The organism is Pelotomaculum sp. FP (assembly GCF_004369245.1).
Lineage (GTDB): Bacteria > Bacillota > Desulfotomaculia > Desulfotomaculales > Pelotomaculaceae > Pelotomaculum_C > Pelotomaculum_C schinkii.
In genome coordinates, this window is sequence record NZ_QFGB01000036.1 from 25,373 (window position 1) to 41,309 (window position 15,937).

The following is a 15,937-nucleotide window of genomic DNA, read 5'->3' on the forward strand; positions in this document are numbered from 1 at the left end:
ATCAGTGAACGGAGTGAAAAAGCATGGCAATGACCATCACCGAGAAAATCCTGGCTGCCCATGCAGGCAGGAAGAGGGTCTCTCCCGGAGAGCTGATCAACGCTCGTGTTGACCTGACACTGGGCAATGATATCACAGCGCCGGTTGCTGTCAGAGAGTTTGAAAGAATAGGGGTGGCCGGTGTTTTCGACCGGGAGAGGGTAGCGCTGGTCCCCGACCACTTTACCCCCAATAAGGATATCAAGTCGGCCGGGCAGGTCGCCATACTGAGGGAGTTTGCCAGGAAGCACGATCTACCCAACTATTTCGAAGTCGGCCGGATGGGTATTGAACACTGCCTGCTCCCGGAGCAAGGCCTGGTGGGCCCCGGCGACCTGATTATCGGCGCTGATTCACACACCTGCACCTACGGCGCGCTGGGCGCCTTTTCCACCGGCGTGGGCAGCACCGACCTGGCCGCAGCCATGGCCCTGGGGGAAATCTGGCTTAAAGTTCCGGAAACAATTAAATTTGTTTTCGAAGGGGAACTGCAGCCCTGGGTGGGCGGCAAGGACCTGATCCTCCATGTTATCGGGGACATCGGTGTCGACGGAGCGCGGTACCAGGCGATGGAATTCGCCGGTCCTGCAATTGAAAACCTGTCCATGGACGGGCGCTTCACCATGTGCAATATGGCTATTGAGGCAGGCGGCAAAAACGGTATTGTGGCGCCCGATGAAAAAACCCGCGCTTTCGTGGAGGACCGCTGCCGCCGTCCGTACCAGTTTTACCATAGCGACCCGGATGCGGGCTATAAAGAGGTGCGCCGCTATGACGCCTCCCGCATTGAACCCCAGGTGGCCTTCCCCCACCTGCCGGAAAACAGCCGGCCCATAAGCGATGTGGGGAACGTGGAAATCCAGCAGGTGGTCATCGGCTCCTGCACCAACGGCCGCATGGAAGATCTCAGGGCGGCCGCCATGGTGATCAAAGGTAAAAAAGTGCATAAAAACGTACGCTTAATTATTTTCCCGGGCACCCAGGAAATTTACCTGCAGGCCTTGCGGGAAGGTTTGATTGAAACCCTGGTCGAAGCCGGCGGCGCTGTCAGCACGCCCACCTGCGGGCCGTGTCTGGGCGGGCATATGGGTATCCTGGCCGCCGGCGAGCGCTGTGTGGCCACCACCAACCGCAACTTTGTCGGCCGGATGGGGCACACAGAGAGTGAAGTCTACCTTTCCAATCCCGCCGTTGCCGCGGCATCAGCAGTACTTGGCCGCATAGCCGGTCCCACGGAGGTGCTATAGATGGAGCTCAAAGGAAAGGCCTGGAAGTTCGGAGGGGACGTTGACACCGACGCCATTATTCCGGCGCGTTATCTGAACACTTCGGACCCGGGCGAACTGGCAAAACACTGTATGGAAGACGCCGACCCCAGCTTTCCTGCCAAGGTGCGGCCCGGTGACATCATTGTGGCTGGGAAAAATTTCGGGTGCGGCAGTTCCAGGGAACACGCCCCTATCTCGATTAAGGCCGCCGGGGTATCCTGCGTCATTGCCGGCACCTTTGCCAGGATTTTTTACCGCAATGCTTTCAATATCGGCCTGCCAATCTTTGAATCGCCCGAGGCGGCGGCTGAGGTGAACGAGGGAGAAGAGCTCACGGTTGACGCGGACACCGGCGTGATCACCAACCTCACCACCGGCAAAAAATACACAGCCACCCCGGTGCCGCCCTTCATGCAGCAGATTATCGCCGCGGGCGGACTGATTAACTACGTTAAAGAAAAAGTGAAGTAATAAAGAAGGAAGGAAGCAGGAGAACCGTCCCCTTGCTTCCCAGATAGGAGAAAGGTTATGTCTAAAATAGCTGTATTGCCGGGTGATGGAATCGGCCCGGAAATTATCGACCAGGCGGTCCGTGTTTTGGAAGCGGTTGGCGAACGCTTTGGGCATAAATATGAGTTTGCCTGGGGTTTAGTGGGTGGAGCGGCCTATGACGCGACCGGCGTGCCGCTGCCCGAGGAAACCCTGGAGCTCTGCCTTAACAGCGAGGCCATCCTCTTCGGAGCCGTAGGCGGCCCCAAATGGGACGATTTGCCGCTGCACCTGCGGCCTGAACTCGGGGCTCTCCTGGCTCTCAGGAAGAAGCTGGGCTTGTACGCCAACCTGCGGCCGGTCAAGGTATTTCCCTCACTGGCCAATGCTTCCACGCTGAAACCGGAGGTGGTTGCCGGCCTCGACCTGTTAGTGCTCCGGGAGCTTACCGGCGGCCTTTACTTCGGCAAGAAATACCGGGAGGCGTTGCCTGACGGCGGTACCCGCGTGGTTGACACGCTGGAATACACCACCCCGGAAATTGAGAGGATCATCCGCAAAGCCTTTGACCTGGCCAGGCTGCGCCGCGGCAAGGTGACTTCGGTGGATAAGGCCAACGTGCTGGAAAGCTCGCGTTACTGGCGGGAGGTGGCCGTGGCGATCGGCCGGGAGTATCCGGATGTGGAACTCAATCATATGTATGTAGACAACTGCGCCATGCAGTTGGTCAAAAACCCGGGGCAGTTTGACGTCCTTGTGACTGAAAATATGTTCGGCGACATTTTAAGCGACCAGGCTTCCGTACTGGGCGGCTCTTTAGGAATGCTGGCGTCCGCCAGCCTCGGAGGAAAAATAGGGTTGTACGAGCCTGCGCACGGCACCGCGCCAGAACTGGCCGGCTTAAACTGCGCCAACCCCATTGCCGCCATCCTGTCCGCAGCCATGCTCCTGCGCTTCTCCCTGAAACAGGGCCAGGAAGCGGACTGCATCGAGCAGGCCGTCACAGACGTGCTTGACATGGGCTACCGCACCGCCGACCTGATGGAAAAAGGCAAACAACTTGTCAATACGGATGAGATTGGAAGCCGGATTATAGAGCAAATAGGACGTGAGACGTGAGACGTGGGACGTGAGAAGCCGGAATATCCATAGGGAAGTGAGACACATATGCGGACCGGGTATAAAAACCTTGAGGTCTATAAGAGGTCTTACAGACTGGCACTGGAAATACACAAATTTACCCAATCATTTCCAACCTCAGAGAAGTATGAACTTGGCAGTCAACTCCGAAGAGCTTCACTTTCGGTAGCCTTAAATATCGCTGAAGGATACGGTAGAAAAGATTCTTCAAGAGAATTTCAGCATTTCTTAAGGAATGCCTTAGGCTCCTGCAACGAAATTTGTGTCCTGCTGGATTTCATTAGAGCGCTTAATTATATTCAGGAAGAGTATTATAAAAAATTGTCTGAGGAGTACGATGTCCTTGGAAAACAAATCTTTCGTTTAAGGGAAAAAAATATTGGATAACTACAAACAATGTTTTTCCCACGTCTCACGTCCCACGTCTCACGCCCAATTTAGGAGGTTTTTCAATGCCCTCAGTAAAGATTTACGACACAACGTTACGGGACGGCACGCAGGCTGAGGGCATTTCCTTGTCCTGTGAAGATAAGATAAAAATCGCCCAGCGTCTCGACAAAATGGGCTTCCATTATATTGAAGGCGGCTGGCCGGGGTCCAACCCCAAGGACGCTGATTTCTTCTGGCGGATTCGGAGTTACAACTTCAAGAACGCCAGGCTGGCAGCTTTTGGTTCCACCCGCCGGGCGAAACTGGCTACTGAAAATGACGACAATGTCAAGGCCCTCCTTGCTTCGGGGGTCAGGTGCGCCACCATTTTCGGCAAGACCTGGGACCTGCACGTAACCAAATCCCTGGGTACTACCCTGGCAGAAAACCTGGCCATGATCCGTGATACCGTCTCTTACCTCAAAGGCCAAGGTCTGGAAGTGTTCTTCGACGCCGAGCATTTTTTTGACGGCTATAAGGCCAATTCGGCTTATGCTCTGGCGGCGCTTGAGGCAGCCGCGGAGGGCGGGGCCGATACCCTGGTGCTTTGCGACACCAACGGGGGCAGCTTGCCTCTGGAGATTAAAGAAATTGTGGAAGTGGCCGTGCAGCGGCTCAGTATACCTATAGGGATCCACGCCCATAACGACGGTGAACTGGCTGTCGCCAACACGATCATGGCGGTGCAGAGCGGAGCGTTGCAGGTGCAGGGGACGGTCAACGGCTACGGCGAGAGGTGCGGCAACGCCAACCTCTGCTCCGTTATTCCCAACCTGTCCCTGAAACTGGGCATCGATACCATCCCTCGTGAGAATATGGCGCACCTGGTGGAAATGTCCCATTATGTCAGTGAGGTAGCCAATCTCAGCCCGGATGCCCGGCAGCCTTACGTGGGGATCAGCGCCTTCGCCCATAAAGGCGGTGTACACGTCAGCGCCCTTCTGAAGGATTCCAAAACCTACGAGCACATTGAACCGGAACTGGTGGGCAACCACCGCCGCGTGCTGATCTCCGAGCTATCCGGTATCTCCAACCTGCTTTACAAGTATAAAGAGATGAACCTCGAGTTTGACCGGCAGAGCCCTGAAGGCAAGCGTATTCTGGCGGAAATTAAGGAACTGGAAAACCAGGGTTTTCAGTTTGAGGGGTCGGAGGGGTCTTTCGAGCTCCTTATGCGCAAAGCCCATGACAACTACACCGAGCCGTTTTCCCTGGAGGCCCTGCGCCTCCTGGTTGAAATAAAAGAAAACAACCCCGCCTATGCCGAGGCTATTATTAAAATACGGGTAGGTGACCAGGTGGTGCACACAGCGGCTGAAGGCAACGGCCCGGTTAACGCCCTGGACCACGCCCTGCGCAAAGCTTTGAAGGATTTCTATCCCAACATCGGCTCGATGCATTTAAACGACTACAAGGTGCGCGTACTGGATGAGAAGGACGGTACCGGGGCCAGTGTACGTGTCCATATCGAGACCGGCGACGGCCAAAATTCCTGGGGTACGGTCGGGGTCTCCCAGAACATTATTGAGGCCAGCTGGCAGGCGCTCGCCGACAGCATCGCCTACGGTCTGCTGAAGGGGGAAAAGTCGGAGCTTGAGAGCAGCCCTGAAATTTCTGCCGCGGGAGAATAGTTTGAATAGACGTGGGACGTGGGACGTGAGAATATACTGCATTCCTTTGGGGTCTTAAAACCCTTGAGATCCATCATGTATTCCCACGTCCCACGACTATTTTTAATATTTTCCTGCAGGAAACGATATACCCGCCACAGAAATAAAACATTAACAGTGGTGGGTATTTCACCACCCAGGAGAAATACTACTTCCTGTAACCTTTCAAGGGAGGAATACCGGTGGAGCAGTTCTGGCTCCCGAATTTGGACTACCTTAAAGCGGTACTTAAATTTAACCTGAGCAGCGTTATCGATATTGCGATCGTTGCTTTTGTTATGTACAGGTTGATGCTTTTAATCAAAGGGACCAGGGCGGTGCAGTTGATTAAAGGCCTGATCGTACTGCTGGGCCTTACCGCCCTTTCCAGTCTTTTTAACCTCAACACCGCCAACTGGCTGCTGCGGCAGGCCATGACCGCGCTGGTGGTGGCGCTACCGGTAGTATTCCAGCCGGAGCTCAGACGAGCCCTGGAAAAACTGGGGCGTGGAAGATTTCTCTCGACCAACACCATCAGTCATGGTGAAGTCGACCCGTCCAGGGTTATCGCCGAAATTTGCCGGTCGGCCACTTTGCTCTCCAAAAATAAAATGGGGGCGCTGATTGTCCTGCAGCGGGAGACGGGTCTGGAGGAATATATCGACACAGGTGTCAAAATAGACGGCGTGGTTTCCGCCGAATTTCTGGTTAACATATTTATTCCCAAGACGCCGCTGCATGACGGGGCGGTAGTAATTCGCGGGGAACGCGTGGCTGCGGCGGCCTGTTTTCTACCGCTCAGCGAAAACCCTTACCTGACCAGCGACCTCGGCTCCAGGCACCGGGCCGGCATCGGCATCACTGAACATTCCGACGCGGTGGCCGTTATTGTCTCCGAGGAAACCGGCAGCGTTTCCCTGGCCGTTGAAGGTGACCTGACACGATACCTGGACGAAGCAAGCCTGATGGACAGGCTTTCATCTTTATTAAACCTGAAGGCCGGCAGTTCGCTTTCATCACTCTGGTTCAGGAGGTAATGACTTGGGTCGTCTGGACTGGCAAAACAACTCTCTAATACTGCTTGCAATATTTCTGGCTTTTGTCATGTGGATTTACGTAAGCAACGAACAAAACCCGGTCAGGGAAAAGATCCTTACTGTAACACTGGAGCACACCGGTCCGGCCCAAAACTATATCATTACGGGCGGCCTGCCTGAAAGCGTCCGGGTAAGGGTGCAAGGCAACCGCAATGACCTGGCCAATCTCGCTCCAGCTGACTTCAGGGCAGTTGTCAACCTGCCGGAAGGCAAGACCGGGGATGTGCTTCTACCGGTACAGGTAAGCGCCCCGCCCAACCTGCGGGTGGCCCAGGTCAGCCCGGAGGAGGTTACAGTTGGATTAGACCGCATGGTGGAAAGGCAAATTGCCGTGGCGGTCAGCCTGAAGGGGACGCCGGCCCAGGGCTATTCCGCGCTGGCCCCCGCGTACAATCCGGAAACGGTAACCGTAAGGGGACCCTCACGCGTGGTTAACGATATCGGTCAGGCATCCGCGGTAGTTGACATTCAGGACGCTTCAAGCGATGTTACCCTGACCGTACCGGTAAACGCGGGATCCTCGAATGTGACCCTGATCCCGGCAACGGTCCAGGTGGTTGTGCCCGTTGTCAATACCCTGGCTTCCAAGAATGTACCGGTTTCGCCACAGATAACCGGCAGCGCTGCGGCAGGGTTTGCCGTAAAAAGGAGCGCCGGAGATCCGGCTTCGGTCCAAATCTACGGTCCGGTGGAGGTTATCAGCAATATTGATGAGATCCGCACCGAGCCTGTCGACATCCAGGGCGCCGATAAAAATGTGACCAAAGAAGTGGGCCTGGTAACGCCGGCAGGTGTGACCGCCGTACAGCCTGCCCGGGTAAAAGTCCTGGTGGAAATCAGTAAGTCGGATGAGACGCCTCCTTCACCGGGAGGAGGCAGTGAAGATCCCTCCGAGCCAAAACCATAAATTGTTGGGCTTTCTAACGTTACCATGGACCTATGGCTGACATACAATAACGTAGATTCAGAGAAATTGACAATTCTCCAGCCCAAAAGTTATAATAAATTGTTGTAATTTGCCTTGGATGAAAGGAGAACCGGTTATATGGCGGGTATGTTTGGTACAGATGGGGTAAGGGGTGTGGCCAACCGTGAACTGACACCTGAACTTGCCTTTCAGCTGGGCCGGGCCGGGGCCTGTATCCTGGCCGGAAACGGTGCCGGCTCCCGTATAGTAATCGGTAAAGATACCCGCGTCTCGGGAGATATGCTTGAGGCCGCCTTGGCGGCCGGTATTTGTTCTGCGGGCATTGATGTCTTGAAAGTAGGGGTTATGCCCACTCCCGCTATTGCTTTCCTGACCCGTGATTTACAGGCGGCGGCAGGAGTGGTCATCTCGGCTTCTCATAACCCCGTGGAAGACAACGGGATCAAGTTCTTTGGCCCCAGCGGCTACAAACTGCCCGACGAAACCGAGGCTGATATCGAGGCGCTGGTGCTGGAAGACTGCGCCTCCGTGCCGTCTCCGGTGGGAGGCGGGGTGGGACGTGTCTACCAGGTGGCCGACGCCGCCGACCGTTACGTGAACTATGCCTGCAACACAGTCAGCACAGACCTGAAAGGCTTAAGGTTTGTGGTGGACTGCGCCAACGGGGCGGCTTCTTACGTGGCGCCGTTGATATACAGGAAACTGGGAGCCGAAGTACTGCCCATCTTCAACTATCCGGATGGGGTGAATATTAACAAGGGGTGCGGTTCGACCCACCCCGAGGACCTGATGGAAGCTGTAATTGAGGCGGGGGCTGACCTGGGCCTGGCCCACGACGGGGACTCCGATCGTGTCCTGGCTGTGGATGCCGACGGCCGGCTGGTCGACGGCGACCAGATTATGGTTTCCTGCGCCGGTCATTTGAAAGCCAAGGGGCGGCTGGAAAAGGATACGGTAGTGGTCACGGTTATGAGCAACCTTGGCTTGCACCTGGCTTTACGGAATTGCGGAATTAACGTCATTGAAACAAAAGTCGGCGACCGCTACGTCCTTGAGGAACTCCTGCGTACCGGAGCACGCTTTGGGGGAGAGCAGTCCGGACACATTATTTTTCTGGACTACAACACCACCGGCGACGGCATTATTACCGCATTGCAACTGCTGTCTGTGATGAAGGAAAGCGGCAAGCCGTTGAGCAAGCTGGCGGCCCAGATGGAGCGCCTGCCCCAGCTTCTGGTAAATGTGCGGGTAGCCGACAAAAATGCGGTAATGGATAGCCCTGTCCTGTCGGCGGCGATCAAGGAGGAAGAAAAGAAAATGGGCGGCGCCGGCCGTATCCTGGTCCGGCCGTCCGGTACGGAGCCGCTGGTGCGGGTAATGGCCGAAGGAAAAGATATGCTGCAGCTGGAGGGAATAGTTGGCAGGCTGTCGAATATAATTCAAGAGATTGAGTAAGGGGGGTGAAAAATCGAGGACCAGCAAATATCAAACAATAATAAAATATGCAAGCGCCTGAACCCTGCCCGAGTTTTATTTGTAGTTTTTCGGGTGGTGGCGGGATCGGTGAGTTTTCAGAAAAGCCGGCTCCGCTTCACTTGCCAGGGTTGACGAGGAGGGGGTTTATCGAAGTTTTCGGCGGGTGCCCCCCGGTCTAAGCCGGACCGTTAACAGCATGACAAAACCACCGGGTAACCGGTGGGACAAAAGTGCCTGTGGCAGCAGCGGCTAAATATGCAAGGGGTAAGTGTCGCCTTTTTGACCGCCCTAAATACGCGGTTTTTTATGCCGAGGCTAATCATGCCCGGTTTTTTTGTTTTTTAACTGCCTATGCGTACATGAAAACTTAGCAATTGCGCCCATATTTTTATGGCAGGCTCCTTATATGTTTCCGGATAGTTCCTCATGACGCCATCGTGGCGTCACGTATCATAAAAATACCGGTGATGCAGGTGCGACTTTAATCGCCAACGGCGCGTTGGCGCCGCACTTGCCGTCTAATGTAACTTTGTACGAATGAATTTACACCGACATGCAAGCAACGTAGTATAGGCTGAAATGTTTTTAGGTGGAATATCGAATTTAATCTTAACTATCTTATTGTTACCTGTAGTTCAAATAGAGGAACTTGGGAGGTAAATAAAACATGTGTGGTATTGTAGGATATATCGGTCCCAAAGAGGCCGTTTCTGTTCTGGTTGACGGACTGGAAAAGCTGGAGTACCGGGGCTACGACTCCGCCGGGGTGGCAATCCCTGGTGAAGAAAACCTGGAAATATTAAAAAAGGTCGGCAAACTGGCCGTCCTCAAGGATAAATTAAACTGTGAGGAACACTGCGCCAACGTCGGTATCGGTCACACCCGCTGGGCCACCCATGGCAGGCCTTCGGATACCAACGCTCACCCGCATACGGACTGCACCGGGCAGTTTGCCGTTGTGCACAACGGTATCATTGAAAACTACCTCAGCCTGCGGGAATGGCTGGAGTCTGAGGGACATGTCTTCCGCTCCCAGACCGATACCGAGGTATTGCCCCACTTAATCGAGCACTTTTATGACGGAGATCTGCTGGAAGCCGTACTGGCGTCAGTGTCGAAGCTGGTGGGCTCTTACGCCATGGCGGTAGTCTCCTCCAAAGAGCCGGATAAACTGGTCGCGGTTCGCCAGGACAGTCCGCTGGTGGTGGGACTGGGTGAGGGTGAGTACTTTCTGGCCTCGGATATCCCGGCTCTTTTGAAGCACACCAGGTTGACCTATATCCTCAATGACGGTGAAGTGGCAGTGCTGGAAAAGGGCGGGGTCAAGGTTATGGATCTTGACCGCAAGGAAATCCGCAAAAGCATCTTTGAAGTAAAATGGGCCGCTGAGCAGGCTGAAAAAGGCGGCTACGACCACTTCATGCTGAAGGAAATCCATGAGCAGCCCAAAGCCCTCAGGGATACCTTAAGCGGCCGGATTGAGGCGGACAACTCGCGGGTTAACCTGGAAGAGGTAACAATCACCCCGGAAGAAATAAAAGGACTGAAGAAAATCTTTATTACCGCCTGCGGTACGGCCTATCACGCCGGTTTGGTGGGGAAATATATCATTGAAAAGCTGGTACGGCTGCCGGTAGAGGTAGATATCGCCTCCGAATTTCGCTACCGCCAGCCGATTATTGAACCGGGCACCCTGGTGGTTATCATCAGCCAGTCCGGCGAGACCGCCGACACTCTGGCCGCGCTGCGGGAGGCCAAGCGGCAGGGAGCCAGGATTGTGGCCGTGACCAACGTGGTGGGCAGTTCCGTGGCCCGTGAGGCTGACGACGTCATCTATACCTGGGCCGGTCCCGAGATTGCCGTGGCCTCCACCAAGGCCTATACCACCCAGTTGGTGAGCATGTATCTCCTGGCCCTGCACCTGGCCGGCCTGCGCGGGACGCTGGCGCCTGAGAAAATCAGTGAGCTCCTGGCCGAGATGAAGACACTGGACGAAAAGACCCAGGAGATTCTCAACGATTCTCAAGTAATCAGGGATTTTGCCAGGGAAATCGCCAACAGCGACGATTTGTTCTACCTCGGGCGGGGCCTTGACTACTCCGTGGCTATGGAAGGCTCGCTGAAGCTTAAGGAGATCTCCTACATCCACGCCGAAGCCTATGCCGCCGGTGAACTGAAGCACGGCACCCTGGCCCTGATCGAAGAGGATACGCCGGTGGTGGCCCTGGTCACCCAGGAAACTCTCTTTGAGAAGATGGTCAGCAACATCCAGGAGGTCAACGCCCGCGGCGCCGCCGTGCTGACTCTGGCCATGGAAGGTCTGAAGGAAGTGGAGAAGGTGTCCCGCAAGGTCGTCTATATCCCCAGGACCCACGAGGTGCTGGCCCCGATCCTGACCGTGGTACCGCTGCAGCTGCTGGCCTACCACACCGCCGTAGCCAGAAACTGTGATGTCGATAAACCACGAAATTTGGCGAAGTCGGTAACGGTGGAGTAAGATTTGGGAGGGTTCAAAAGCGCTTGTTGGTTTAAAATAATAAACGTATTTTTAAAATATAAAATGCATTTTTAAAAAAATAAATGTATTTACAATAGGCACTTTCTGTCATACAATGGAAATATAGACAGGGGGTGCCATATTTTATGCCTAAGCGGCAACGGGGGATGACCAAAAATAAAATTGAAAGGTGGCTGAAGGAAGGACGTGGACAGGGCATAGGTGTAGACTATAAGCCCTGGCTTACTGTCCAAGATGTTCCTTCAGCCGGCAGATCGCACCGTGAAATTGGCATAAAAACTCCAAGACAGTTTACTTTTTTCTCGGATCTTGAAAACCGTTACTTTCACATCCTTGAGTATTCAGCAAGTGTAATAGATATAAGAGAGCAGTACCCGCTTCTTCCCATTGAAGAAACTATTTTTATCGCTGACGATTTGGGTATTAAACATCCGACCGACCCTACTACCGGTGAAAACGTTGTCATGACAACTTCTTTCTTAATAACTATCACCCAAAATGGGCAGAACCGACTTCTGGCAAGGACTGTAAAGAGCTCGTCAGAGTTGGATTCAAAACGGAAGATCGAGAAATTGGAGATTGAGCGTAGGTACTGGGAAAAACAAGGAGTGGATTGGGGTATTGTTACGGAATACGAGATAAACCGCCTACTTGCTGATAATATAAAAGCCATTCGTAATTATTATGATTTGAAAATTTGTGGTTTATTTGAAGGTATATCAGATCGACAAATACAAAGTTACTTATCCCAGCTTACAAGAGAACTTTGCGGTGATTTAGTTGTTGTCAGGAATATATGCTGCAGATTTGATGAAAAAAATGGTCTTGAGCCAGGGAGTGCATTGGCTTTGTACAAACATCTTGCTGTTACAAGACAGTTGGATGTGAATATAATTAATGAGCCACTTGAGCTGGCCAAGCCTGTAACAATTAAGCTCCTTGAATATAAGAAGGTACAGACTGGGGTTGAAATTATATGAATGGAATTACAGTCAATAAAGTGCTCAAAAGAATAGATGCTATTTCTGCAGGTGTAGACGAACTTATACGTATTATTTGGATTAATCAAGATGGTCGCTTTGCCCAGTATGTCTCGTTATCCATAGATGTAGCGATGCCGCACCCGATCAAAGTTTCAGTTATTCGTACCGCAATTGAGAACGGATTTATGGCTGACGGGGATGATCCATTTGCCACTGTTATTAATGAAAGTGAAATTGCTGAAAACTATAAATTAATACGTGAACGTAAATGGCAAATTGTTTCATATGTGTGGGATAAGAATAGGGAACGGGCTTTATTAAAAAAGGAACGCCCTAAATTGTTTGAGGAAGTTGCGAAAATATTTGATGTGCACCCCATGGATGTAAGGAGGACTATGTCGCGTTTCTGGCAGAGAGGTATGGTCCCCAATGCCCTGCTTCCTGATTTTAATAAAAGGGGTTCTAAGGGCATACAGAAGTCTGATACAACAAACAAGAGAGGACGTCCCAGGGAAAAAGTTGGAGACGATGCAGAACTACCAGGCATTAATATTACTGATGACGTAAAAGACAAGATTCGCGAGACAATAGCTGTATATTATTTAAGTAAGAGCAAACCGACTGTCAAGGATACATACAATCAAATGCTTTTGCGTTATTTTTCGGATATCAGTTACAAGAATGGGGAGAAAAAATCTATCATCTGGGATGAAGACCGGATACCTTCCTATCATCAATTTTATTATTGGTTGAAAAAATTCACAAATACCAAAGAAAATATCTTAGGACGGGAAGGCGAGCGGGAATTTGCCCTGAAATATCGTGAACTGCTTGGTGATACAACCGCTGAAGCTTTTGGTCCGGGATTTAAATATCAGATTGACGCCACAATTGCTGATGTTTATCTAGTCAGTAAAGCCAACCCTAACTATATCATTGGCAGACCCGTCTTGTATTTGGTTATAGATGTATTTTCGCGCATGGTAGTTGGCATGTATGCGGGTATTGAGGGACCGTCATGGATCGGAGCGATGATGGCGTTTGACAATGTTGTGGCAGATAAAGTAAAGTTTTGCAAGCAGTATGGTATTGCAATCAGGCCTGAAGATTGGCCGTCGAGTCTTTTACCGGAAAGGCTGTTGGCAGACCGGGGGGAATTTGAGGGCATATGCCCTGAATCAATAATAAGAAATCTTGGTATCACAATTGAAAATACACCGCCATACAGGGGAGACCTGAAAGGTATAGTAGAGCGACACTTTCGTACCACCAATGATAGGATTAAAAGGCGCTTACCGGGAGCAGTGAAAAAAGCGGTCAGAGAGCGTGGCGAGGCTGACTACAGGTTGGATGCACATCTCAATATAGAAGATTTTATCAAGGTAATGATCCATGAGGTAATAAGGCACAACACTAGCGTAATGGAGCAATACTCCAAGTCAATGCTTGAGATTAGTGATAATGTCCGATCAGTGCCTGTTGAGATATGGGATTGGGGTATTAAAAACCGCAGGTGCGGTTTTGTAGCTCGCGATCGTGATTTTGTGAGGCTTTCATTGATGCCAAGGGAAAAAGCGACTATCACGCGTGAAGGAATTAAATTTCACGGAATTTACTATAGCTGTGACATGGCAATCAGGGAGGGCTGGTTTATCAATCCAAAAAGCACATCTCTACAAGTAGCCTATGATCCAAGGCGGCTTGACCATATTTATATACCAGACATATCAGGCAAGGGCTATACGAAATGCTTCCCTGTAGCAAATTCCAAGAAATTTGGCAGCATGTCATATGATGATTACATTATGCTCCAGAAGTATCTGGAAGAAGAAAAGGCTTCTCTGAAAGCAAGCAAAACGCAGCGTGAAATTGACACTGACGGACAAATACAAAAAATTGTTCGTCAAGCTAAGAAGAGAGCAGAAAATTGTGAACAGGGCGACATGAGCAAGACCGAAAAGCTGCGAAATATACGAAGTAACAGGGCGGTTGAGCGGGAACTGCGCCATGATGAAGAAGGATTTGAGTTGGGAGCAGGACAGAAAGGGAAAAATGACAATAGTAATCAGCAGAGTAGAGAGACTGATATTGTTTCTATTACGGATGGTAAGAAGAGAAAAACACAAAGTGACTATGAAGATGAAATCCTCGATTTGTTGAAACGTAAAGGGGATGAGAAACTTGGTGGGAAAAAATAGTATTGTTTCAGACTATTACGTTCTGGTGGGCCAGAAGGTTTCTAAACCAGAATATAAAAAGCAGTTGCTATCAGAGTATAATGGGAATCCGCTGATAGAGGCGCTTCCACCAATATTTAGCAAGAATGATGTACTCATAGAGCATATAAAGTATCCGGAAGTACCTGATAATATAGACCAAATTCCTGCTGAAATCAGATATCAGATGCTGCAAAGAATCAAGGAATTTTATTTGCCGCCAGTTGAATTTGTGGATATTGAACGCCGGCTGTCATCTTTAATCAGAATGGGATATACTGCACGCAACCCGGTCAAAAATAGAATGTTTATAAATGTATTGCAGGAAATCAATGATGTAAAGTCGCTTTCTGATGAAGAAAAGATTGCCCAACTGGCCAAACTGCAGGTGCCAAACAGAACTTCAGCTTCCAGTTTTAGCGTCATCGGAGTTTCTGGAATAGGCAAGACTACGGCGATAGAAAAAATACTATTGATGTACCCACAGGTAATTTATCATTCCAGTTACAACGACGAGCCATTTACACGGACGCAGCTTGTATGGCTAAAAATGGATTGCCCGTATGATGGCTCGCTGAAAACGCTCTGCCGCAGTTTTTTTTCAGCAGTTGATAATGTGCTTGGAACTACAAATTATTTTCAGAAATACGGCAATCCAAGAAATTCAACAGCATTAATGATGGTACACATGGCCTATGTAGCTGCTTTGCATAGCATCGGTATTTTTATTATTGATGAGATTCAACATTTACTGACATCAAAAGTCAACTCAGAAGAAATGCTCAATTTCTTTGTAACACTGGTTAACACAATAGGTGTTCCAGTTTTTTATATTGGTACATACAAGGCTATGAAAATATTAAACAGGGATTTTCGCCAGGCTCGCCGCGTTGGGACGGAAGGCGTGCTTATGTGGGATAGAATGAAAAGGGACAAAAAATGGAGTACTTTCATACAATCTCTTTGGAAGTTTCAATACTTGAATGAATATACGGAGCTTACCGACAATCTAGATGATACTATGTATTATCTATCTCAGGGCATAACGTCAGTGGCGGTATCTATCTTTGTACTTGCACAAAAGAGGGCTATAGAAAGGGAAGAATGTATCACCAAAAAATTATTGCATGCTGTTTATGATAATGAGCTTGCCATGATTAAACCGATGCTAAACGCTCTTAGAAACAATAACATCCGTGATCTTGCAAAGTATGAGGATCTTGTTATTAATATTGATGAATTGATGTTCAATAGACAAGAGAATGATGTGCAAGAAACTATCGCCGCTCTGGTTGCTCAGAAACGGTCACCCCGGAAATTGGGTGAACAGCAGAATGATGATTCTGATAATATGGTAATGCCTAAGACTGTTGCCGATAAAGGTAATAAAGTTGTATCAATGAAGGGGTTTGTAAAGGATGACTTGCGAGATTTACACAGTAAGGCGATAGAAAAGAAATTGAGTACTTACATGGTATTAAAAGAGGCTGGGTTTATCAAGGATCCTTTAAGAGAGTTGGTGCAATAAGCCTATGCTTATTTTTTTTACAGATCCCTATGAGGACGAAATATTATATAGCGGTTTAAACCCCTAATTTTAGAGTCTACTCCCCTTATTCTCTTGTTTACATAGAATTAATAAATATTGCTCACGGAACAGGAAAACCAATAAGCCTCAATTCATTTATTGTGAACAGCTAAGGCG

The 15,937-nt window shown here is 50.4% G+C and carries 12 protein-coding genes; all 12 read left to right on the forward strand.

All coding sequences use genetic code 11. The features are described from left to right. The first annotated feature begins 23 nt into the window (after positions 1 to 23). The 12 genes from leuC (at position 24) to Psfp_RS13905 (ending at position 15,760) form a co-directional block, all read left to right on the forward strand. Positions 24 to 1,286 carry a 3-isopropylmalate dehydratase large subunit gene (gene leuC, locus Psfp_RS13850; RefSeq protein ID WP_134219129.1) on the forward strand — a complete coding sequence of 421 codons (1,263 nt, stop codon included), beginning with the start codon at positions 24 to 26 and terminating at the stop codon, positions 1,284 to 1,286. Then, positions 1,287 to 1,778: a 3-isopropylmalate dehydratase small subunit gene (gene leuD, locus Psfp_RS13855; RefSeq protein WP_134219130.1), complete on the forward strand. Its 492-nt coding sequence runs from the start codon at positions 1,287 to 1,289 to the stop codon at positions 1,776 to 1,778. A gap of 57 nt (positions 1,779 to 1,835) precedes the next feature. Next, on the forward strand, positions 1,836 to 2,915 hold the full coding sequence (leuB, locus tag Psfp_RS13860) for a 3-isopropylmalate dehydrogenase (protein WP_134219131.1): 1,080 nt from the start codon (positions 1,836 to 1,838) through the stop codon (positions 2,913 to 2,915). A gap of 48 nt (positions 2,916 to 2,963) precedes the next feature. Beyond that, complete coding sequence (locus tag Psfp_RS13865; RefSeq protein WP_134219132.1) at positions 2,964 to 3,323, forward strand: four helix bundle protein; 360 nt, start codon at positions 2,964 to 2,966, stop codon at positions 3,321 to 3,323. A gap of 65 nt (positions 3,324 to 3,388) precedes the next feature. Further along, positions 3,389 to 4,996, forward strand: a complete 1,608-nt coding sequence (gene cimA / locus Psfp_RS13870; protein WP_134219133.1) for a citramalate synthase — start codon at positions 3,389 to 3,391, stop codon at positions 4,994 to 4,996. A 221-nt stretch (positions 4,997 to 5,217) separates the two neighbouring features. Next, positions 5,218 to 6,051 carry a diadenylate cyclase CdaA gene (gene cdaA / locus Psfp_RS13875; RefSeq protein ID WP_134219134.1) on the forward strand — a complete coding sequence of 278 codons (834 nt, stop codon included), beginning with the start codon at positions 5,218 to 5,220 and terminating at the stop codon, positions 6,049 to 6,051. A gap of 4 nt (positions 6,052 to 6,055) precedes the next feature. After that, positions 6,056 to 7,018, forward strand: coding sequence for a CdaR family protein (locus tag Psfp_RS13880; RefSeq protein ID WP_134219135.1), 963 nt, complete (start codon positions 6,056 to 6,058; stop codon positions 7,016 to 7,018). Between the two features lie 138 nt (positions 7,019 to 7,156). Beyond that, positions 7,157 to 8,494, forward strand: a complete 1,338-nt coding sequence (glmM, locus tag Psfp_RS13885; protein ID WP_134219136.1) for a phosphoglucosamine mutase — start codon at positions 7,157 to 7,159, stop codon at positions 8,492 to 8,494. A 688-nt stretch (positions 8,495 to 9,182) separates the two neighbouring features. After that, on the forward strand, positions 9,183 to 11,012 hold the full coding sequence (gene glmS, locus Psfp_RS13890; protein WP_134219137.1) for a glutamine--fructose-6-phosphate transaminase (isomerizing): 1,830 nt from the start codon (positions 9,183 to 9,185) through the stop codon (positions 11,010 to 11,012). A 167-nt stretch (positions 11,013 to 11,179) separates the two neighbouring features. Continuing rightward, on the forward strand, positions 11,180 to 12,013 hold the full coding sequence (locus tag Psfp_RS13895; RefSeq protein ID WP_205079576.1) for a TnsA endonuclease N-terminal domain-containing protein: 834 nt from the start codon (positions 11,180 to 11,182) through the stop codon (positions 12,011 to 12,013). Beyond that, the gene (locus Psfp_RS13900) at positions 12,010 to 14,214 is read left to right on the forward strand and encodes a Mu transposase C-terminal domain-containing protein (RefSeq protein ID WP_134219139.1); all 2,205 of its coding nucleotides are present in this window, start codon (positions 12,010 to 12,012) and stop codon (positions 14,212 to 14,214) included. The genes Psfp_RS13895 and Psfp_RS13900 overlap by 4 nt, the downstream gene beginning before the upstream one ends. Then, entirely contained in the window at positions 14,201 to 15,760 is a 1,560-nt protein-coding gene (locus Psfp_RS13905; protein WP_243120655.1) for an ATP-binding protein, read from the forward strand. The genes Psfp_RS13900 and Psfp_RS13905 overlap by 14 nt, the downstream gene beginning before the upstream one ends. Positions 15,761 to 15,937: the final 177 nt, after the last annotated feature.